General features: G+C 72.4%; 19 protein-coding genes and 1 tRNA gene. 2 read left to right on the top strand and 18 right to left on the bottom strand.

The features are described from left to right. Nucleotides 1-172 precede the first annotated feature (172 nt). The 13 genes from FXF65_RS22435 to FXF65_RS22385 form a co-directional block, all read right to left on the bottom strand. The gene (locus FXF65_RS22435; RefSeq protein ID WP_187412456.1) at nt 173-2767 is read right to left on the bottom strand and encodes an ATP-binding protein; all 2595 of its coding nucleotides are present in this window, start codon (nt 2765-2767) and stop codon (nt 173-175) included. Nucleotides 2768-3011: 244 nt separating this feature from the next. After that, the gene (locus FXF65_RS22430) at nt 3012-4577 is read right to left on the bottom strand and encodes a CotH kinase family protein (RefSeq protein WP_148351951.1); all 1566 of its coding nucleotides are present in this window, start codon (nt 4575-4577) and stop codon (nt 3012-3014) included. Nucleotides 4578-4584: 7 nt separating this feature from the next. Next, nucleotides 4585-5262: a DUF4956 domain-containing protein gene (locus tag FXF65_RS22425; RefSeq protein WP_148351950.1), complete on the bottom strand. Its 678-nt coding sequence runs from the start codon at nt 5260-5262 to the stop codon at nt 4585-4587. Between the two features lie 6 nt (nt 5263-5268). Further along, the gene (locus tag FXF65_RS22420; protein ID WP_246198999.1) at nt 5269-6177 is read right to left on the bottom strand and encodes a polyphosphate polymerase domain-containing protein; all 909 of its coding nucleotides are present in this window, start codon (nt 6175-6177) and stop codon (nt 5269-5271) included. 137 nt (nt 6178-6314) lie between these two features. Next, complete coding sequence (locus tag FXF65_RS22415; RefSeq protein WP_222868674.1) at nt 6315-7769, bottom strand: HAMP domain-containing sensor histidine kinase; 1455 nt, start codon at nt 7767-7769, stop codon at nt 6315-6317. After that, nucleotides 7766-8467, bottom strand: a complete 702-nt coding sequence (locus FXF65_RS22410) for a response regulator transcription factor (RefSeq protein WP_148351948.1) — start codon at nt 8465-8467, stop codon at nt 7766-7768. The genes FXF65_RS22415 and FXF65_RS22410 overlap by 4 nt, the downstream gene beginning before the upstream one ends. Nucleotides 8468-8533: 66 nt before the next feature. Continuing rightward, the gene (locus FXF65_RS22405; protein ID WP_148351947.1) at nt 8534-10000 is read right to left on the bottom strand and encodes a sensor histidine kinase; all 1467 of its coding nucleotides are present in this window, start codon (nt 9998-10000) and stop codon (nt 8534-8536) included. Further along, the gene (locus tag FXF65_RS45925; RefSeq protein WP_281288930.1) at nt 9997-10122 is read right to left on the bottom strand and encodes a hypothetical protein; all 126 of its coding nucleotides are present in this window, start codon (nt 10120-10122) and stop codon (nt 9997-9999) included. The genes FXF65_RS22405 and FXF65_RS45925 overlap by 4 nt, the downstream gene beginning before the upstream one ends. 40 nt (nt 10123-10162) lie before the next feature. Next, entirely contained in the window at nt 10163-10744 is a 582-nt protein-coding gene (locus FXF65_RS22400) for a hypothetical protein (protein WP_148351946.1), read from the bottom strand. A gap of 42 nt (nt 10745-10786) precedes the next feature. Then, complete coding sequence (locus FXF65_RS43875) at nt 10787-11425, bottom strand: single stranded DNA-binding domain-containing protein (protein ID WP_187412455.1); 639 nt, start codon at nt 11423-11425, stop codon at nt 10787-10789. A gap of 65 nt (nt 11426-11490) precedes the next feature. After that, a complete protein-coding gene (locus tag FXF65_RS22395) occupies nt 11491-12768 on the bottom strand; it encodes an ABC transporter permease (protein WP_148351945.1) in 1278 nt (425 codons plus the stop codon). A gap of 1 nt (nt 12769) precedes the next feature. Then, nucleotides 12770-13576 carry an ABC transporter ATP-binding protein gene (locus FXF65_RS22390; protein ID WP_148351944.1) on the bottom strand — a complete coding sequence of 269 codons (807 nt, stop codon included), beginning with the start codon at nt 13574-13576 and terminating at the stop codon, nt 12770-12772. Further along, nucleotides 13573-14877, bottom strand: a complete 1305-nt coding sequence (locus tag FXF65_RS22385; RefSeq protein WP_246198998.1) for an efflux RND transporter periplasmic adaptor subunit — start codon at nt 14875-14877, stop codon at nt 13573-13575. Before FXF65_RS22385 ends, FXF65_RS22390 begins: the two co-directional genes overlap by 4 nt. A gap of 140 nt (nt 14878-15017) precedes the next feature. On the opposite strand from FXF65_RS22385, the gene FXF65_RS22380 reads away from it, so the two are divergent. After that, a complete protein-coding gene (locus FXF65_RS22380) occupies nt 15018-16070 on the top strand; it encodes an HlyD family secretion protein (protein WP_148351943.1) in 1053 nt (350 codons plus the stop codon). A 290-nt stretch (nt 16071-16360) separates the two neighbouring features. Here the strand turns inward: FXF65_RS22380 and FXF65_RS22375 are convergent. From FXF65_RS22375 to nagA, 4 genes are all read right to left on the bottom strand, one after another. Next, nucleotides 16361-16434 (bottom strand) — tRNA-Ala (locus FXF65_RS22375). Nucleotides 16435-16481: 47 nt separating this feature from the next. Continuing rightward, nucleotides 16482-17066 carry a divisome protein SepX/GlpR gene (gene sepX, locus FXF65_RS22370; RefSeq protein WP_148351942.1) on the bottom strand — a complete coding sequence of 195 codons (585 nt, stop codon included), beginning with the start codon at nt 17064-17066 and terminating at the stop codon, nt 16482-16484. A gap of 215 nt (nt 17067-17281) precedes the next feature. Continuing rightward, on the bottom strand, nt 17282-17902 hold the full coding sequence (locus tag FXF65_RS22365; protein WP_148352086.1) for a GNAT family N-acetyltransferase: 621 nt from the start codon (nt 17900-17902) through the stop codon (nt 17282-17284). A 52-nt stretch (nt 17903-17954) separates the two neighbouring features. After that, nucleotides 17955-19109, bottom strand: coding sequence for an N-acetylglucosamine-6-phosphate deacetylase (nagA, locus tag FXF65_RS22360; RefSeq protein ID WP_148351941.1), 1155 nt, complete (start codon nt 19107-19109; stop codon nt 17955-17957). A 207-nt stretch (nt 19110-19316) separates the two neighbouring features. Between nagA and FXF65_RS22355 the strand changes: the two genes are divergently transcribed. After that, the gene (locus FXF65_RS22355) at nt 19317-20102 is read left to right on the top strand and encodes a DeoR/GlpR family DNA-binding transcription regulator (protein ID WP_148351940.1); all 786 of its coding nucleotides are present in this window, start codon (nt 19317-19319) and stop codon (nt 20100-20102) included. Between the two features lie 192 nt (nt 20103-20294). Here FXF65_RS22355 and FXF65_RS22350 read toward each other — a convergent pair whose 3' ends face one another. Further along, entirely contained in the window at nt 20295-20816 is a 522-nt protein-coding gene (locus tag FXF65_RS22350; RefSeq protein ID WP_148351939.1) for a MogA/MoaB family molybdenum cofactor biosynthesis protein, read from the bottom strand. Nucleotides 20817-20820: the final 4 nt, after the last annotated feature.

Raw genomic sequence — 20820 nt, 5'->3', positions numbered from 1 at the left:
GCCTCCCGTCGAAGCCGTCCAGTGGTTATGCAGAGCGGCTATGAGAAGCTTGAAGCCATCCTGACCTGATGGCTATGGGTCGGATGTCCTATCTTGGCGTGGCTCGCATGAGAAAGGGTTGTGACAGAGAAAGCGTAAGTGCCCACGTTTGGGAGAGGGATAGGTCAGGTGCCTATCTTGGCGACGGGGCCTGCCCATCCTCGGATGGCGGATAGAGCGCTCGGGCCTGCTGCGCGGCGGCAGTGCGGGTGCGGGCCCCGAGCTTGCGCAGGACCGCCGAGACGTGGTGGGCGACGGTGCGCTCGGACAGATGAAGGGCGGCCGCTATCTCGCGGTTGGTGGCGCCCCGAGCGATCCAGGCGAGGACTTCGCGCTGCCGCCCGGTCAGACCGGCCGGGTTCGATCGGGTGGAGGACCGCGGGCCCCTCGGCACGGGAGCGCCCTGGGCGGCGCGTTCGCGGACGAACGCGCCGGCCGCGGCGGTGGCCCCGATGCGCTGCAGGACGCCGATCGCCTCGCGAGCCGCGAACACGTCCGTCGGATCCGCGGGCAGGGCGGCCAACGCGGCCTCGTAGGGCGCCCGGCGGCGGTGCCAGGCCCGCACGGCGCCGCGCCAGTCCCCACCGAGTTCCAGCCGGACGGGTTCCGGGAGGTCACCGGGCGGGGGCGGCTCCTCTCCGCAGCGCATCGCCCACAGCGCCAGATCCCCCGCCACGCGCGGTATCTGCCGTACCCCCGGATGGGACAGCCCGGCCCGGACATGGGCCCGCAGCGCGTCGTGGTCGCCGCGCAGCCACGCCGCCTCGGCGAGCGCGGACTCCACCAGCGGCAGCCGGTAGACGTCGGCGGAACCGGTGAGCGCGGCGTGCGCCTCCGCCAGGAGCGCGTCGGCGTCCTCTTCGCCGCCGCGTAGTTTGGCGAGTGCCTCGACCGCCGGGGCCAGGGACGCCTCCATGTGCCGGGTGCGGCGCGCCCTGGCCGCCCACTCGACGGCCTCCGGCAGCCGTCCGCGGTCCAAGAGGCTGCGGGCCAGGCACCCGGAGACCAGGTCACGGGCCCGGACGGTCTGGATCTCGGTGAAGTAGGCGAAGGCTTCGGAGCGCGTCGCGTCGACCACCGCGTGGTCGCGGTTCAGGGACGACACGATGAACACCACCGCGTAGCCGCGTGCGGCCTCGAAATGCCACCCCTCGGCGCGGCAGCGCCGAAGGCAGTCGGTGAGCGTGCCGTAATCGGGCCGGCCCCGCAGCCCCTTCGCGTGGGCGAGGCCGATCAGCACGTCGACGGCGATCTGTTCCAGACCGGCGTCGGCGGCATGGCGCGCGGCGACCGGGGCGTGCTCGATGCCGGCCGCCGGATCCAGCCCGCAGCCCTCGATCGCGACCAGGCCCGCCCAGGCCCTCGCCAGTTCCCCCTCGTCGTCGCACTGCTCCAGCAGGGAGATCGCCTCTAACAGCGCCTTGCGGGCCTCCTGCCAGCGGTCGAACTCCCACAGGGGCTGGTTCAGCAGCCGCAGCGCGCGGCCCTGGACAAAGCGATCCCCAAGCCGCCTGCCCAGCGTGGCCGCCTCCTCCAAGGCCGCCGCGGCCTCTTCCGGCTGTCCCGCCAGCCAGCCGGCATGGCCGAAGCCGGTGAGGAGCCGTGCCCGGTCGCCATGAGAGGACGGGCCCTGCGCCAAGGCGCGTTCGAACTGCCTGGCGGCATCGGCATGGCATCCCAGCAGCCAAGCCTCCCTGGCCGCCCGCCAGGCGTGGTCCAGGGCGATCCGTCGAAGGCCCGCCCGCTCGGCATGGTGGGCCAGCCGCGCATGTTCCGGCGGGTCGTCACCGTCCAGAAGAGCACGCACGACCTGGGAGTGCAGAACGCGACGCCGAGGCGCCGACACCGATCGCTCGACCGCCTGCTGGACGAGCTGGTGCTGGAACGCGACCCTGCCGTCCCCGGCGTCGACGAGCACCCCGTGCGCCAGGCATCGCTCCACCGCCTCGACCGCCTCGGGCGTCACCCGCTCCAGCAGGTCGAGCGGCGTCACCGGGCCGATCACGGCCGCCGCCTCGACGACCCGCCGGGCGCCGCCGTCCAGCCGCGCCATCCGCGCCCACGTCGCGTCGAGCACCGACCGCGGCAGCCCTCCCCCGCTGGCCACCGACTCCACCACCAGGAACGGATTCCCACCGGTGACGGCGAACAGCTCCGCCCCGTCCAGCCCGGCGGGCTCGGCGAGCAGGGCGACGGCCGCCTCGGACAGCGGGCCCAACTCGAACCGGGCGGCGGCGCCCGCCAGGTCACCCACCAGCATCGCCAGCCGCGGACGAGCGCCGAGCCCGTCGTCGCGGTACGTCCCCACCACCGTCACCGGAAGGAACCGGACACCACGCACCAGCAGGCGAAGCACGTCCAGCGTGGCCGCGTCCGCCCAGTGCAGATCCTCGATCACCACCACGGCGGGGCCGCCCCGCTCAAGCGCCGCGCACAGCGCCCCCACGATCGCCGGACGGTCACCGCCCTCAAGGCCGCCCGCGTCGGCGCCCGTGGCCTCCACCACCGCACGCACCGGCGCCAGCGGCACCGGGACCGACAGCGGCTCACAACCCGTCAGCACAAACCGGGCCAGGCGCTTCGTCCGCTCCCGCAAAGCGCCCACCAACGCGGTCTTTCCGATCCCGGGCTCACCGGAGACCAGGACGAGCCCGCCTCCGGACTCCGGGGCGCCCGCCACGATTCGGACTAACTCCGACAGCTCGCGCTCACGTTCCAGGAGCACCACGGCAACCATGCTAAAGCGATCAAGATCGGGCACGACCCCAGCAGTCCGCAGGCGGCCAACCCGCCCTCACACCAGAAGCCGACCGCCCTCCCGCCGGAGCCCGGTCACCCAAGCCAAGGCCAGGCCCTTCCGGAGCTTGGCGCGGACCAACTCGACCGCTACTGCCCGACCGCCGCCGGAGAGTCGACTGGACGTTCCGGTGGAATGGTCGAGGACGAGAACGGTGCGGCTGAACGCGGCGGGATCACCTGCCGATCTGGTCGTCGGCGGACAGGGTTTGCGCGCGGGTCTTGAGCGTCGTGCGGAGGGTCTTGGCCTCTGCCTCGATCCGCGCGGTGTCGGCGCCGGAGTTCGCCTTGTACGACCGGACGATCGAGTCGAGCAGCCGGGACAGGGTCCCGTTCGCCACCAGTTTCTGATTCAGGGCGCGGTACTGGTCGAGATAGAGCCTCTTGAAGGCGGGGGTTTTCAGGAATCTGTCCTTCAGGGCGTGGCCCATGCGGGGTCCGCCCGGCCGTCCTCCATTCTTGCCGGGCCCACCGGGGCCGCCGGGCGGTCCCTGCGGGGGCTGGCCCTGCGGAGGCTGGCCCTGGGGTTGCCGCGTCGGGTTTCGCCCGCCGGGGAAACCCATGGAGACGGTGCTTTTCGGGTCGGTCTTGGCGTCCCCGCTGAAGGCGAAGTTGAGATCCCACGTGATGACCTTGAACTTGGTGGAGGCGCGGTCGTACCACAGGTAGTAATTACGGCCCGGGCCGGCCATGTCATCGAAGTTCGTCATCAGGTTCTGCAAGGCCAGATAGCGGGCGAAGGACGCGACGTCCACCCGGCGGGCGAGTCCGGCCGCGAACTCCTTGTCGGAAGCCTTCTCGACCCATTTCACCAGGTCGATGACCGGCTGGAGGTCCGTCGCGCCGAGTTTGCTGATCTGCTTGTAGTCGGTGGTGTACTTGGTCTGGTCCTCGCCCTTGTAGGTGAAGGTGCTCGTGGCAAGCGATTTGTACAGCACTCCGTCGCCGAGTTCTTCGGCGTAGCCCTCATCGAGGTACTCCACTATCAGACGCGGTCTCGACGTCCGGCCGTTGACCGAGAAGGAGCTGTAGGCGTAGCGCTGGGTGGGTTCTCCGGCGGCGCCGACCGTCGCGATCGCCAGCGCCTCGTTCACCAAGGTCGCCGACCCCATGGCGGCCGGGCGGACGGCGATCTGCGTGCGGCCCTGGTAGCGGCGGCCCTCCACGAACTCGTCGAAGCTGATCAGCCAGGGCAGATCCTCCGGCTGCTCGGCCTTCAGCGCCGCGCCGAACCCGCCGGGGCCGTTCATCGCAGGACGGCCATTCCCCGGAGGCGGCATGCCTTCCGGAGGCTTGCCGCCTCCGGGGAAGCCGCCGGGGCCGCCGCCCGTGCGCGGGCGCGATTTGCCTTTCCACGTGAAGCCCGCCAGCGTGGAATTCCCCTTGAGCCGGATGCCGACGCTGGGAATCGTCACGCCGTCGACGGTCAGGTCCGCCTCGACGTATTCCTTCTCACCGCTCTTCCAGTATTCGTTGAGCATGTCCTTGTACGACTCGTCCCGGAAGGAGAGCTTCACCTGGTGCGGGACGGAGGCGTCGAACAGGTTCTTGTTCCCGCGGATGTCGACGGTGACCGGGTCGGACGAGTCGGCGCGGCTGCCGGTGACGTACGGGTGGATGGACCCGCTGCCGAACACGCCCCAGCAAAGGCCGAGGAAGGCCAGGGTGATGGCGACGAGGCGCCAGTTGTGTCGCAGCCGTACCGGTATCCGGTGCCGTAGGCGGCGGGTGGGAGCGCTCATCACGGGCCTACAGGTCGGTCTGGTCGTATCCGGTCAGCACCGTGACGGGCTGGCCCTGGTTCCGTTCGCGGAGCGCGGCGATGACGTCGGCCGGCTCGCTGCCCTTCTTGATCCTGACGGTGTACATCAGCTCGACGAGCGCGCCGCCCCTGATGGTCTCCATGCTGACCAGCTCGAACTCGTCGGTGTGCCGGATGAGGACGTCCTGGATGACGGGCGCGTAGTCCTCGTCCGGCGGGACCTGGACCTTGACCACCTGCCGCCGGACGCTCAGCGCGAACCAGTTGAACCGGTGCATGATCATGATGACCAGGGAGATGGCCACCGCGGCGACGACGGCCAGGGTGTAGAAGCGGGTGCCGACGGCCATCCCCACGCCCATCACGAGGAAGATGAACCCGACGTCGCGGGTCTCCTTGATGGCGTTGCGGAAGCGGACGACCGACAGCGCGCCCACCAGCGCGAACGCGCGGGCGATGTTGGAGCCGACCACCAGCATGATCAGGGAGATGAGCATGCCGAGGACGACCAGCGTCTGGACGTAGGACTGGCTGTACGACACGTTCCGGTGCGTCGCCCTGTAGATCCAACCGATCATCGCGCTGAGGGCGAACGACAGGGCCATCGCGATCGCGATGTCGGCGACGCTGAACGTGCCGGAGAGGTCCTGGAAGGAGAAGTCCATGGGGGCTCAGGCTTTCGTTGAGGCGGTGTGCAGGCCGGGCGGCGTCGGCGACTGTTCGCGTTCCGGGGCACCGGGTCGCGGGGGACGCTGATCTCGGACGCGCCGGTCGTGGACGAGGTGGGCGTCGTGGGCGTCGTGGTCCGGGACGTGGAACACCGAGCGCGGCGCGAGCCCGTAGGCCTCCACGCTCTGGCAGTACTTGGAGACCCGCACGACCTGGAGGTTCCTGGCCGCGGTCAGATCGGTCAGCCAGTACGGGACCCGCTCGTTCGCCTTGACCTCCAGGATCGCCTTGTGCGGCGGGACGATGAGCCGGTTCTCGGCGTCGGCGCCGAGGTGGAAGTCGCGGTCGCGGCCCCGGACCCGCTGGTCGAGGGTGACGCGCAGGCCGACGTCGGCGTCCTGCCCGACGAACGCCTGCCGCTGGTAGCCGGTCATCGCGGTGGGGCGCAGGTCCAGCCGGGAGACCAGGTCCAGGACCTCCTCCAGGAAGGCCCGCTGGGACGGCTCGTGCCGCACCATCTCCCGGCGGTCGCACAGGAGCAGCGCGTCCCGGTAGGGCAGCCGCACCCGGCGCTTCTGCGTGACCCGGTTGACCCGCTGCTTGATCTCGACGAAGACCGGTGTGTCGGCGTCCACGCAGAAGCGGTCGCCGTAGTGCCGGACCCGCAGTTTGCGGCGGAACCGCAGCCCTTCGATCTTCTCCCAGTAGAACCGCAGCGAGCGGGTGTCGTAGTAGACGCTCCAGACGCCGTACCCCTGGTCTCCGCTGTGCTCGTCGGGGTCGAGGCGGCGGCGGAGCTCGGCGCGGAGGTCGTCCGCGTCGGCGGCGTCGACCAGGTACTTGATCTCGTACCGGTTGAAGGCGTGCAGCGTGCTCGGCGCCCGCAGCCGGTGCCCGACCTCGCCGGTCACCGGCGGTGAATCCGGGGCGTCCTCGTCAGCTTGACCTGCGGTTTCGTTGCGTTGGCGGAATCTGCGCAGCATCTCTCTCCTCGGGAGTCCGCGCATATCCGACACTACGAAGCTGGGAACAATGTGTGAACGGAAGGCTAATCAGAGATGAATGGAAGAAGGATGCGGAAGGTCGCGCCCGTTCCGGCGCCGCTGGACGCCTCCATCCGCCCGCCGTGGGCCAGGACGAGCGCCGCCGCGATCGCGAGGCCGAGGCCGGTGCCGCCCGTCCGGTCCGTGTCCCGGGACCGGTCGGCGTCCGCCCGGTAGAAGCGGTCGAACACGCGGGGCAGATGCTCGGGCGCGATTCCCGGCCCCTGATCGGCCACCTCGATCAGCACGGCGTCCGCGCCCGGCGCGGGCCCCGAACCGGTGTGCGCGCCCGCCAGGCTCCCCGCCCGGACGCGGTCGACGCTCACCCTTACCGGCGTGCCGTCCGGCGTGTGGGTCAGCGCGTTGCCGACGACGTTGCCGATGACCTGGTGGAGCCGCCGCTCGTCGCCTCTGACCGTGACCGGGCGGTCGGACAGGACCAGCCGGACGGGCCGGTCGCCGTCGCGGGCACGGGCGGCGTGCACGGCGTCCCCCGCGAGGACGCTCAGGTCCACCACGTCCATCTCCAGGGCGGGCTCCCGGTCGAGTCGCGCGAGCAGCAGCAGGTCCTCGACGAGCCGCCCCATCCGCTCCGCCTCGTTCTCGATGCGGCCGAGGAGGCGTTCCGCGGCCGGGTCCTTGCGGCCCGCGCCGTGATGGTAGAGCCGGGCGAATCCGCGGATGGACGTCAGCGGCGTGCGCAGTTCGTGGGAGGCGTCGGCGACGAAGAGGCGCATCCGCTCCTCGGAGCGTTCCCGTTCGCGGAGCGCGTGGCCGAGGCGGCCCAGCATGGTGTTGAGGGCCTGGCCGAGCCGGCCGGTCTCGGTGCGCGGGTTGGTGTCGCCGACCCGCCGGTCGATCTCCCCGCCCGCGATGGCCACGGCCGTCCGCTCCATCCTGGTCAGCGGACGAAGTCCCAGCCGCACCACCCCCCAGGCCAGGCCGCCCAGCGCCAGCAGGACGAGCACGCCCACCGACGCCTCGATCACGAGCAACTGGTTGACCGCCGACCGCGTCGAGGCCAGCGACATGCCCGCCACCGCGCGGGTGCCGTCCGGAAGGCGCACGACCAGGACCCGCCACTCGGCGCCGCCGGTGCGGCCGGCCACGGTGAACGGCCCGTCCGGCGCGCCGGCCACCGCGGCCGCGGACAGCGCCGGGCCCTCGCCGGCGTCGTCGGGCACCTCGCGCAGCAGCGTCCCCGACGCGTCGTGGAAGGCGATGCGGAACTCGGTCGGCAACTTCACCTCGCGCGAGTCCGCGGACCTCGGCGCCGGCGGCGGCCTGCGGTGCAGCGGGGCCGTCATGTCGGCCAGTTGGACGTCCACCCGGTGCACGAGCGACCGTTCCAGCAGCAGCACCCCGGCGACGGCGAACCCCGCCACCGCCGTTGCCGACAGCACGAGCATCGCGGCCAGCAGCCGATGCCGCAACGGCCACGACCGGCGCCACGACGTCACCGCGGCTCCTGCAACCGGTAGCCCACCCCGCGCAGGGTGTGGATGAGCGGTGGACCCGAGGCGTCGACCTTGCGCCGCAGATAGCTGATGTAGGACTCCACGACCCGGCTGCTGCCGTCGAAGTCGTAGTCCCAGACGCGGTCCAGGATCTGCGCCTTGCTCACCACCCGCCCGGCATTGATCATCAGATAGCGCAGCAGCGCGAACTCCGTCGGCGACAGATGGAACGACCGCCCCGCCCGGTGGGCCAGCCGCGCCTCCTCGTCCAGTTCGAGATCCGCGTAGCGCAGCACCCCGTCGCCGGACCGGCCGTCCGGGCGTCCGGTCCGGCGCAGGATCGCGCGGACCCGCAGGATCACCTCGTCCAGGTCGAACGGTTTGGCGACGTAGTCGTCCCCGCCCGCGGTCAGCCCGGCGATCCGGTCGGCCACGGCGTCCTTCGCGGTGAGGAACAGCATCAGCGGCGCGTCCGCGCGCGCCCGCAGCCTGCGCGCCACCTGGTAGCCGTCCACGTCGGGCAGCATCACGTCCAGCACGACGAGATCGGGGCGGACCCGGTCGACGGCGTCCAGGGCCCTGCCCCCGCTGGCGGCGGTGGTCACGCCGAACCCCTGGAGCTGGAGCGCCTCGGCCAGCAGCTCCCGGATGCCGGGCTCGTCGTCGACGACGAGGACTTTGGCACGGTACGACTCGTCCATGCCAGAGTCCTACACGCGGAATCTGAAAACTCTCTATGAGATTCCTGCCGTCGTCGCCTGACCCGGTCAGTCGCCGGGGTCGGGGGTGCCGGGGAGGTGGATGCGGGCGAGGGTGCCGCCGCCGTCGGCGGGTTCGAGGTGGACGGTTCCGCCGGTTTCGGTGATGACGCGGGCGACGATGGACAGGCCGAGTCCGGAGCCGGGCAGGCTGCGGGCGGACGGTGATCGCCAGAACCGGTCGAAGACGTGGGGGAGGTCTTCGGCGGGGATGCCGGGTCCGTGGTCGCGGACGGTCAGTTCCCCGCCGGTGAGGCGGACGTCGACGGTCCCGCCGGGTGGGGAGAATTTGACGGCGTTGTCGAGGAGGTTCACGGCGGCGCGTTCGAGGGAGGCGGGGTCGCCGTGGACGTACCAGGGTTCGGTGTGGGCGCGGATGGTGAGGCCGGGGCCGCGGAGCCGGGCGCGGTCGACGGCGCGGGTGACGGCCTGGTGGAGGGGGACGGTTTCGCGGACGGGTCTGGCCTCGTCGGGGCGGGCGAGTTCCAGCAGGTCGCCGACGAGGCTGGTGAGTTCTTGCATTTGTGCTTTGACGCTGGTGAGGAGGTCGTGGCGGGCGGGGGCTGGGAGGTCGCGGCCGGTGGCTTCGGCGCGTAGGAGGAGGTCGATGTTGGTGCGGAGGCTGGTGAGGGGGGTGCGCAGTTCGTGTCCGGCGTCGGCGATGAGTTGGGATTGGTGTTCGCGGGAGGCGGCGAGTGCGGCGGTCATGGTGTTGAAGGACCGGCCGAGGCGGGCGATCTCGTCGGTGCCGTGGGCGGGGATGCGCACGGCGAGGTCCTCGGTGCGGGCGATGTGCTCGACGGCGTCGGTCAGCTCGTCCACGGGCCGCAGCGAGGCGCGGGCGATCATCAGCCCGGCGCCCGCCGAGGCCAATACGCCGAGGGCGGTGACGGCGGCCAGGAGCAGGGCGAGGTTGTCCAGGGGGCCTTGGACCTCGTCCAGCGACAGCGCGAACGACACCGCGGCCTGCTCGCCGGTGTCGGTGCGGATCGGGCGGGTGAGGACGCGGACGTCGTCCTGGGTGCGGTCGGCGGTGCGGCCGGTTCCGTCGCGGTAGAGGGGGCCGCGCTCGCCGCGGGCGACCGCCGCGTCGGCGGCGGTGGTGTCCAGGGATCCGGCGCCGGGGACGGTGCAGATCCGTCCGCGGGCGTCGATGAGCTGCACAATGGCGAACGGGCCGGGCGGCCGGGATCCGTCGCCCGGCGACGGGGTCGCGGAGCAGGCGGCGAGCGCCTCGGCGAGCTGCCGGGACATCGGCGGGCGGAACGGCCGGTCGCCCTCGGGGCCGGGCCGCTCGCCGGACCCGACGGTCAGCCGCCGGTCCAGTTCGCGGTAGAGCTGGTTGCGGGTGATCAGCCACCCGGCGGTCGCGCAGGCGGCGACGGCCAGCGCCACGGCCACCGCGGTCAGCAGCGCCATCCGAGCACGCAGGGTCAGCCGCCGGGTGACCGGCGGACGCGACGCCCGGGTGGTCATCGGGTGGCCGCCGTGCGGAGGACGGTGTGCGGGAGGCGGGGGTGGGTCAGGTCGATGAGGCGGACGGCGGCCTCGCCGTCCGCGCTCAGGACCCGCGCCTCCCCCGGCATACCCCGCTCCACGCGTTCACGATAATCGGCGCAGGTCATGGTCGGTCCCGGATCAGGTACCCGGGGTCGGGGAGCCGCTCCGCCGGGGCAGGAGGGGCTGACAGGTCTTGAGGGCCTTGGCGATTTTGGGATCGGCGGTCTTGAGGTCCGACGGCCGAGTGTTCTCGGGGATCTCGGCGCCGTTCTTGGCCATGCAGTCACGGAACGCGGCCATCGCGTCGGCGTTTCCGGGGCCCTGCCCGCCGCCGGGGCCTTGGCCGTTGCGGGGCGAGGGGCGCAGCGACGCGCACGCCTCGAACGCCTTCCGCTGCTCGGGCGGAAGCGAACGCATCCCGCCGCCGGGGCCGCCTGACGGGCGCCCGGTCGGACGTCCGCTGGGAGCACCGGTCGGGACGCCTTGCGAGGGTCGGCCGGACGGCGGGCCGCCCTCCGGACCCCGGCCTCCGCCCTGCGGCATCTGGACGCCCTGTTTCTTCAGGCACTCCTGGAACGCCTGCATCGATTCGCCGGCACCGCCGCCGGCCGGGGAAGCGGACGTCTTGTCGTCGCTGCCACCGCAGCCGGTGAGCGTCACCGCCATGGCCAGGGCCGCGAGACCGGTTCCCAGGCGGATCGGTGAAAGCCGTGCGGTCATGTTCGTGATCCCTTGGTCGTAGGGGGTTGGGGATTGGGGGAATCAGTTGCCCGGACGGGACCCCTGGGTGATGGAGGTAGCGGAGATCTTGCCGGCGGAGCCGGCGGAGCCCTGCACGCTGACCGTCGATCCCGGTTTCAGGTCGGACGCCTTGCCCGCGCGGCTGATCTGGATCTTGGTCGAACCGCTGGTCTCGACGGTGACCAGGCTGCCGTCCACGGTCTGCACGTAGACGGTGTCGCCGCTGACGAGCTTGACGGTCCCGACGGTCATGCCGCCGCCCTGCGACCCGCCTTGTGCCCCAACCTGGCCGCCGCCCGCCGTTCCTCCCGGACCGGCGCCCCTGCCTCCGGGGTAACCGGCCGCGGGCCCGCCGCCGGGCAGGCCGCCGGGCAGGCCGCCGGGCAGGCCGCCGCTCGTTCCGTTGCGCGCGCCCACGGCGGCCAGACCGGGCGAGGACCCGTCCGGGCCCCACCGCTTGTTCGCCTCGATCCCGCCGACGAACCCGGCGGCCAGCAGCAGTCCGCCGACCAGCACGAGGGTCAGCGACGGCCGGGGGCGCTCCCTGGGCGCGGCGTCGAGCGCCGTCTGCACGTCGTCCTCGAAGGGGGACGAGCTCAGCACGTCCTCCAGGTCGTCCGCCGGGGCGTCGCTCGGGCGGACGGGTCGTCTCACGGCCACGAGGGCCTCCTCATCAACAGGACCACGGGTGGCGTCGGTCTCTCGGGCGGATCACTCATGGCGGATCACTCATGGCGGAGCGCCTCGATGGGACGCAGCCCGGCGGCGCGTCCCGCGGGGAAGCCGCCGAAGAACAGGCCGATGCCGACCGACACGCCCAGGGAGAGCAGGATCGAGCTCGGCACGATGACGGGGTCGACGCCGAGGACGGTGAACTGGCTGCCGACGACGCCGACCGCCACCCCGCTCAGCCCGCCGACCAGGCTGAGCACGATCGCCTCCGCCAGGAACTGGCCGAGGATCGCACGGCGCGGCGCGCCGATGGCCTTGCGGATGCCGATCTCCCGGGTCCGCTCGGTGACGGTGACCAGCATGATGTTGGTGATCCCGATCCCGCCGACCAGCAGGCTGATCGCGGCGACCGCGCCGAGCAGCACGGTGAACGTCTCGCTGGACTCGCTGGCCGTCTCCTGCAGGCTGGCCTGGTTCTGGACGCTGAAGTCCGCCGTCGACCCGGTCCCGACGCCGTGCCGCTGGTTGAGGATCTGGGTGATCTCGGCTTCCGCGCCGTCGGTGGCGTCGGGTCCCGTGGCCTGGACGACGATCTGGTCGAGGCCGCCGAACCCGGTCAGGCTCTGCCGGACGGCGTCCAGCGGGGCGATGGCGAGGTCGTCGGAGTCCTGGATGCCGGACGAGCCCTTCTCCTTGAGCACCCCGACCACCGTGAAGGGCACTCCGTTGACGGCGATCTGCTTGCCGACCGGTCGCACCGTGCCGAACAGCTCGTCCACAACGGTCTGCCCGATGACCACGACCTTGCGGGCCTGGTCGACATCCGCCTGGGTGAAGGCGGAGCCGGTGCCGACCGCGTTGCTGGTCGCGTCGAAGTACGCCGGGCCGCTGCCGACGAACTGCGCGATCGCGTGGCTGCTCCCCTCGTAGGCGGCCGTGGCCGACTGCGCCGTCACCACCGGGGACGCCGACTTGACCGACGGGGCGGCGGCCTTGTCGGCGAGCGCCTTGGCGTCGTCCACCGTCAGGTCCTTGGCCTGGATCCGGGGCCCGGAGCTCTGCTGCTGGCCGCCGCCCGCGAGGCCGGGGAACCCGCCGCGCGGCCCGGCCCCGCCCGGACCGCCCCCGCCCGTGGTGGACGGACGGACGGTCAGCGTGTTCGAGCCCAGCCGCGCGATGCTCTCCTGGATCTGCCGGGACGAGCCGTTCCCGACCGCCACCAGCAGGATGACGGCGGCGACGCCGATCAGGATGCCGAGCGTCGTCAGCCCGCTGCGCAGCTTGTTGGCGGACAGCCCGCGCAGGGCGAACCGCACGATGTCGCGGTTCACCTCACCACCCCCGCTCAGCGGGACCAGAGCCGGATGCGGGCTCCGGGCCGGGGTCGGTGGCGTCGGCGGCGGCTGCCAGGCCGGGCGGCGGGCCGTTCACCGGGGCGTTGCGGACGTCCTCGACGATCCGCCCGTCGACCAGCCGCAGCGTCCGCTTGGCGTGGGCGGCGACCTCGGTCTCGTGGGTGATCACGACGACGGTGCGCCCCTGGGCGTTGAGGCGGTCGAGGATCGCCAGCACCTCCGCGGTCGAGGCGGTGTCGAGGTTGCCGGTCGGCTCGTCCGCCAGCAGGAGCGCCGGAGCGGTCACCAGCGCCCGCGCGACCGCGACCCGCTGCTGCTGCCCGCCGGACAGCTCGTTCGGCTCGTGGCCGACGCGCTCGCCCAGACCGACCAACCGGAGCGCGGCCCGCGCCCGGCGCCGCCGCTCGGACGCCCCGACCCCGCCGTACGCCAACGGCAGTTCCACGTTCGCCAGCGCGCTCATGCGCGGGATGAGGTTGAACGACTGGAAGACGAAGCCCAGTTTGCGGTTGCGCAGGACGGCGAGCTGGCCCTGCGTCAGCTCGCCGACGTCGGTGCCGTCGAGCAGGTAGCTGCCCGTGGTGGGCACGTCCAGGCAGCCGAGGATGTTCATCAGCGTCGACTTGCCGGACCCCGAGGCGCCCATGAACGCCACGTAGTCGCCGCGGTGCACCTCAAGGGACACCCCGCGCAGGGCGTGCACGGCCGTCTCGCCATGCCCGTAGATCTTGACGACGTCCCGCGCGTCCAGGACGGGGGCCGCGCCGTCGTGGGGGGAGGTCACGGGCGCCCTCCCCCGCCGCCTCCGCCGAGCCGCGTGCCGCCCGGGCCACCGCCGGGGAATCCGCCGCCGGGGAACCGGCCGTTCTGGCCGCTGGAGCCGGTGGTGGTCGTGATGAGGACGGACTCGCCCTCGGCCAGACCCGACTTGATCTCGGTGCCCTGGTCGCCGGTCAGTCCCGTCTGCACCGTCTTCACGGTCTGCGTCCCGTTCGCGACCACCGTGACCGTGCTGCGCCCGCCCGCCGTCCGGACGGCGGCGGCGGGCACGTACAGGACGTTCTCCGCCTTGCCCGTCGTCACCTGGACCTGCGAGGTCTGGCCGAGCCGAACCCCGTCCGGACGCTCGGTGAGGGCGATCCGCACCCCGTACCGCACCACGTTGTTCTCCGTCGTGGACGTCTGGTCGATCGCCGTCACCGCACCGGAGGCGGTCACGCCCGGCAGCGCGTCGAACGTGATCGTGGCGGGCCGGCCCTTCTTGATCTTGGTGATGTCGGCCTCGGTGAAGCTCGCGCCGACCTCCAGGTGGGACGTGTCGGCGATCGTCATGAACCCGGATCCGGAGCCGCTCGACGACGAGCCGCCCGACGAGCCCGACCCCCCGGACCCACCGGTCCCGCCGGACCCGCCGGACCCGCCGGACCCGCCGCCGCCCGGCTGCCCGCTGGACGAGCTCGTGGATCCGGTCGTCCCGGTCGATCCGCTCGACCCGCCGGAGGGCCCGCCGACCGTGCCGTTGACCGCGGTGATCGTTCCGGCGTAGGGCGCCTTCATCGTGGACCCGGCGAGCTGCCGGAGGGCGTCGTTGTACTGGGCTTTCGCGGACACGTAGGTCGAGTAGCCGGACGCCGTCGAGGTGTCGCCCTCGCTCGCCGCGTCCAGGGACGCCTTGGCGGAGCGCACCGAGTCCCGGGCGGCGGTGTCGTCGAGGGTGGCCAGCACCTGCCCCTTGGACACCGTCTCACCGGCCTTGACGTCGACGGACTCGACCGTCCCCGACGCCCCGAAACTGAGGTCGGCGGTCTTGGCGCTGGTCACCGAACCCGACGCGGAGACCGTGGCCAGCAGCGTCCCGCGGGAGACGGTGCCCGTGCGGGTCTGGGCGGCGGGCTCCCCGTCGTCCGACAGCGCCAGGTAGCCGTACCCGCAGGTGGCCAGGAGGACGGCCGCGAGCACGCCGTTGACGACCGCCTTACGGCGGTTGACCGGCCTCCCGCGGCGATGCCCGGCCTGTCCCCGCCCGGGCGGGGACGGCGGCGCCTTCACCGGCGGCGGCTTCCCCGGAGAGATCTGCGCATCCACCCGGAGAACAGTGCCGGACCTGCGGCGGCGGACTCTGAATCCCGTCTGAGAAAACCGTTAAAGCGGAGACGGCGTTTCTCACCGCATTCTCAGCCGTCCGCAAAGGGACCGCGGGCACGGGTGCGGCATTCTCGACTGCCATGAACCCACTCGCCCTGGCACGGCGGCTCCGCCGTGTCCCTACCCCGGTCTGGCTGGCGTTCACACTGCTGATCGTCATCGGAGTCCCGCTGGTGTGGGCGAGTGGACGCGGGAAGGCGTCGCCCGCGTCCTCCCGGGGACCCGTCCCGGCACAGGCGTCCGACGGCGTGGCCGCCGCCGGGACGGTGCGGAGCGCCGACACCCGCGACCTCGCGTTCGGCACGGCGGGCAAGGTCGTCGCGCTGGGCGTGCGCGTCGGCGACAAAGTGCGGGCGGGCCGGGTGCTGGCGCGGCTGGACGACACTCAGGCAAAAGAGCGGCTCCAGGTGGCCGAGGCGGCCCTCGACGCCGCCGTGGAGTCGCGGGACACGCCTCAGCGGCAACCGTCCGGCGGCTCCGGCGGCTCGGCCGGTTGCACCGTCGCGGCGGCGGCCTACGGCATGCCCACGCGAACGCCCGTGACGACCTCGCCGACACCGGCGCCGTCCGCGACCGGGTCGCGGACGCCATCCTCGAAACCGAGCCCCACGCCCACGCCCACCACGACACGGCGCGCGCCGAGCGGCGGCTGCGACGCCCAAGGGCAGCCGAGCCCGTCCTCGTCCGGGCAGAACGGCTCGTCCGGACGGCAGAGCCAGGCCGAGGCGCAGGTCATCCGCGCCGAGACCGAACTCAAGGAAGCGCGGCGCGCGCTCGCCGGGACCCGCATCACCGCGCCCATCGACGGGACGGTGCTGACGGTCGCGGGCACCACCGGCGCGCAGGTGTCCGGCGCCAGCTCCGGCGGCTTCATCACGCTCGGCGACCTGAGCGAATTGCAGGTGGAGGGCATGTTCTCGCAGAGCGACGTGGCCCGGCTGAAGGTCGGGCAGGACGCCTCGATCACCCTTCCCGTGCGCCCCGGCGCGAAGTACACCGGCAGCGTCGTGCACATCGACCCGTCCGCCACCACGGACGGCGACCTCGTCCGCTACGGCGTGAAGATCGCCTTCGACGACGCCCCGGGCAACGTCCTCATCGGCATGAACGCCACCGTGACCGTCACCCCCTGACCGACGACACGGCTCAGGCGAAAGAACGGGGGCGGCCCGTGTCCCACGTGGTGGCGGCCCGCCGCCGGCGACGGGCCGTGGGGCTCGGCGGGCCCGACCACGCACCTGGCCCCCATCCCTGATGGGATCTGGGCCGTGAGTGTCGGATGTGCCGCGCGTCGAGCCGGACGGTTCCGGACTTGCGCGGGGGTGGGGCCCGCTAGGTCCGCCTTGATGCCGTGGCCGTATTTCGCTGCTGTACGGAGAGCAAAAAGGCCGGTTCCCCTTGTGGGACCGGCCTTTGACCTGGGTGGAGCTGAGGGGATTTGAACCCCTGACCCCCTCGATGCGAACGAGGTGCGCTACCGGACTGCGCTACAGCCCCGAGGACTCCGTAAGGTTAGCAAACATCGAGGGGTGGTCGCGCACCGGTTATTCGCCGACGGCGCGGCGGTCGTCGGCGTACTGGTCGAAGACGTCGTCGGGGGCGACGAGTTCGATCACCTCGGCGGACTCAGGCGTCTCGGCGGGCTCCGCGGCCTGAGCGGCGGCGCGGGCGGCGCGGGCCTGGGCGCGGGCCAGGGCCGCCGCGGCGCGGGCCTCGTGGGCGGCCAGGCGGCGGGCCGTGTCCATGCCCACGGCGACGCGGAGCAGGGTGAGGTGGCCGGCGAACAGGACGGTCGGCGGCGCGATCACCCACCACGGGGCGACGCCGGACGCGACGACGGCCCCGGCCGTGACGACCAGGGCCGCGAGGCCGGTGGTGCGGCGGCGGCGCCGGGCGATGACGGCGGCGCGGGTCGTCCGGCGGCGGGGGCGCGGTCCCGGGACCGCTTCGGGCGCGGTCTCCGGAGCAGGCCCGGCCCCGGGTTCGGCGTCCTCCGCCTCCTCCTCGTCGGCGCGTTTGTGGAGGAGCCGGGTGATGCCCGTGTTCTCGGTGTCGCGGCGCAGCCACATGGGTACGAGGACGACGGCCCACACGGCGACGATGGCGAGGTAAAGGACCGCGCTGCTCATCGGCTCCACCGCCCCAGGGCACGCCCGATCGGCGGGCCGACTTTCGGCGCGCGAGCGTGCAATGGGAGCAGGGTCACGCCCCGCACGGTACGAGGGCCTGTCAGAGGTTGACGAGCATAAGGGGCGGTGTGTCGCGAGATCGAGCTCGCCGTTACTCTCCGTTTGCCGTGGCTTCTCAGTCGCAGGATTCTTACGGACGGAAAGTCAGCGCCGACTCAAGTGCGCCGGGGAAATGCCTGTTTACGCTCGGCGAGCCAGCGTGCGCGCAGGCCACCGGGGACGTCCTCGACGGTGAGGGCGTAGCAGATGTGGTCCCGCCACGCTCCGTCGATGTGCAGATGGCGGCGCCGAATTCCCTCTTCCCGGAATCCGAGCTTTTCGACGACCCGGCGGCTCGCGGTGTTCTCCGGACGGATATTCGCCTCAAGCCGGTGGAGTCCGACGGTGAAGAAACAGTGGTCGACGGCGAGCGCGACGGCGGTGGGAATGACGCCCCGTCCGGCGACCTGCTTGTCGACCCAGTAGCCGATCTGCGCGGACCGCGCCGAGCCCCACACGACGGCGCCGATGGTGAGCTGTCCGGCGAACCGGTCGTCGTAGGTGACGACCCAGGGGAGGGCGAGCCCCTGCCGGGCCTCGCGGCGCATGGTGTGGACCATGCTGAGGTACGGGCCGAGTCCGCTGCGGAACAGCGGCGTCTCGGGGTTGGTGGGCTCCCAGGGCCGGAGCCAGTCCGCGTTCCGGACGCGCAGTTCCCGCCATACCGCGGCGTCGCGGTGCCGGAGCGGCCGCAGGCCCACGGGACCTTCGGCGAGGGTGACCGGCCATCCCCGCAATCGTTCCACGGTTCCATGATTCCCTGGTCGGACGTCCGGACGCCATCGATTGTCACCGAGAATTCGGGCACTCGACGCGGCGGCCGCGTTTCATGGCCCAAACGACGCGGAGGTCGTCGTCCAGGACGACGAGGTCGGCGTCCTTGCCCGGCTCCAGCGAACCGATCCGCGAGTCGAGGCCCAGCGCCCGCGCCGGGGTGAGCGACGCGGACTCGGCCGCCTCGTGGACGGGCAACCCCGCGCCGACGACGGCGCCGCGGAACGCGTCGGCCATGGTGATGGTGCTGCCGGCGATGGACGTCCCGCCGACGAGCGTGGCGCGGCCGCCGCGGACCTCGACGTCCATCACGCCGAGCCGGTAGTCGCCGTCGCCCATCCCGGCGGCGGCCATGGCGTCGGTGATGAGCGCGACGCGGGACGGCCCGGCCGCCGCGAACGCCAGCCGCGCGACCGACGGCTCGAGGTGCACCCCGTCGTTGATCAGCTCGACGGTCACGCGGGGGTCGGTGAGCGCGGCGACGGCAGGTCCGCCCTCGCGGTGGTGCGGCGGGCGCATCGCGTTGAACAGGTGCGTCGCGACGCGGGCGCCGAGGTCGAACGCGGCCCGGGACGTCTCGCCGGTGGCGTCGGTGTGGCCGACGGCGGCGATCACTCCGGCGTCCACCGCGTCCCGGACGAGGTCGAGCGCGCCCGGCAGCTCCGGCGCGATCGTGATCATGCGGACGTGCCCGCGGCCGAGGCGGACCAGTTCGCGGAACTCGGCGCGGTCGGGCAGGCGCAGCAGCGCTGGGTCGTGGGCGCCGCAGCGGGCGCGGGCGAGGTACGGGCCTTCCAGGTGGACGCCCGCGATGAGACCGTCCGCGGCGAGGTCGGCGAGGCTCGCGACGGCGGTCGCCAGTTCTTCGGGCGAGCCGGTGACGAGACTCGCCATGGTGGTCGTCGTCCCGTGGCACAGGTGGAACCCGGCGGCGCGGCGGGCCTCGTCGGGGCGTCCGAGCTGGTAGGACGCGCCCGCCCCGCCGTGGACGTGCATGTCGACGAACCCGGGGACCAGGTAGCGGCCGCCGACGTCGATCACTTCGCCGTCGGTCGTTCCGTCGGTCGCCGTCGGCGTTCCGGGCTCGGCGATCACGCCGTCCGAGATGTGCAGGTCACCTTCGTGGACGCCGCCGGGGAGCACGATCCGGGCACCGGCGAGGACGGTCATGGGACGTCCCGGAGAGCGGCGCGGCCATCGGTCAGCATCGAACCTCCCTGTTGATCGTTGTTGATTGTTACATGGCCTGAATGTGCATTAAAGGCCATGGGTGTGCATGGCTAGAATCCCGTGGTGCAGCTCTTCCCCGCTCTTTCCGGCCTTTTCCCCGCACGCCCGTCCGCATGATCCGCATGATCCCCTTGAGAGGGGGCCGGTGTGACCCGGCATGAACGCTGGAACTCGCTGCTGGAACTCCTCGCGGACGCCGGCCGGCTGTCGGTCGAGGAGGCGTCCACGCGGATGAACGTGTCCGCCGCGACGATCCGCCGCGACTTCGACCAGCTCGCGCAGCAGCAGATGCTGACCCGCACCCGCGGCGGCGCCGTCGCGCAGAGCGTCAGCTACGACCTGCCGCTGCGGTACAAGGCGGCGCGGCACGCGACGGAAAAGCAGCGGATCGCGGCGGCGACGGCGGAGCTCGCGAAGCCCGGCTCGATCATCGGGCTGAACGGCGGGACGACGACGTCCGAGGTGGCGCGGGTCCTCGCGACGCGGGCCGACCTGCACGCGGAAGGGGCGTCCCCGGCGATCACGATCGTGACGAACGCGCTGAACATCGGGAACGAGCTGGCCGTCCGGCCGCATGTGAAGATCGTCCTGACCGGCGGGGTGCCGCGGCCGCAGTCGTACGAGCTGACCGGACCGCTGGCCACCGGCATCTTCGACCACGTGACGCTGGACGTCGCGATCCTCGGCGTGAACGGGGTGGACGCCCGGCACGGCGCGACCTGCCACAACGAGGGCGAAGCGGACGTGAACCGGCGGATGGCCGAGCGCGCCGACAAGGTCGTCGTTGTCGCGGACGGCTCGAAGGTGGGACATCGGGCGTTCGCCCGCATCTGCGACATCACGGAGATCGACATCCTGGTGACGGACGCGAAGGTAGCCGATGAGGACGTGGCGGCCTTCACCGAAGCGGGCGTCCACGTGCTACAGGCGTAGCCGACACCGACCAAGCCTCATCCGCCGCTGGCCAAACGCAGCCAGCGGTGCCAGCGGAGTTTTCCACAGGTGGCGGTTCTGCTTCCCCGGAGCCTGATGGGGCTTGACGATGGAGGTATTGGGGCCTGCCCCCGGGCGGGAGGGGCCTGCTTTCACAGGGGCGAGGTGGAGCGCTCGGGCTGGCGGGCGCGGTCAGGTTTGGGGGCGGGGATGGTCGCCGCCTTTGATTTGGTCCACGGCGTGGGACAGGACGCGGCCCAGGACCGTCATCCCGTCGCGGACGCCGCCCGTCGATCCCGGCAGGTTCACGATGAGCGTGCCGCCCGCCACCCCGGCGACCCCCCGCGACAGGATCGCCGCGGGCACCGCGTCGCGCCCCTCCATCCGGACGGCCTCCGCGATGCCGGGGATCTCCCATTCGAGCACCCGGCGGGTCATCTCGGGGGTCTGGTCGGTCGGGGTGAGCCCCGTCCCGCCGGACGTGACGACGACGTCGTACCCGGCGGCGACCGCGTCCCGCAGGACGTCCGCGACCGGCTCCCCGTCCGGTACGACGACCGGGCCGTCCACCTGACAGCCGAGATCTTCCAGCATCTCGACCAGCACCGGTCCCGACTTGTCGGCGTAAATCCCAGCGGCGGCTCGGTTCGACACGGTGACGGCCATCGCCCTGATCGCGACCGACCCGGCCCCGGCCACCGGCGCTCCACTCATCGGC

It is taken from the genome of Actinomadura syzygii, from assembly GCF_008085905.1.
Lineage (GTDB): Bacteria > Actinomycetota > Actinomycetes > Streptosporangiales > Streptosporangiaceae > Spirillospora > Spirillospora syzygii.
This window is presented reverse-complemented; position numbering and strand designations above follow the sequence as displayed.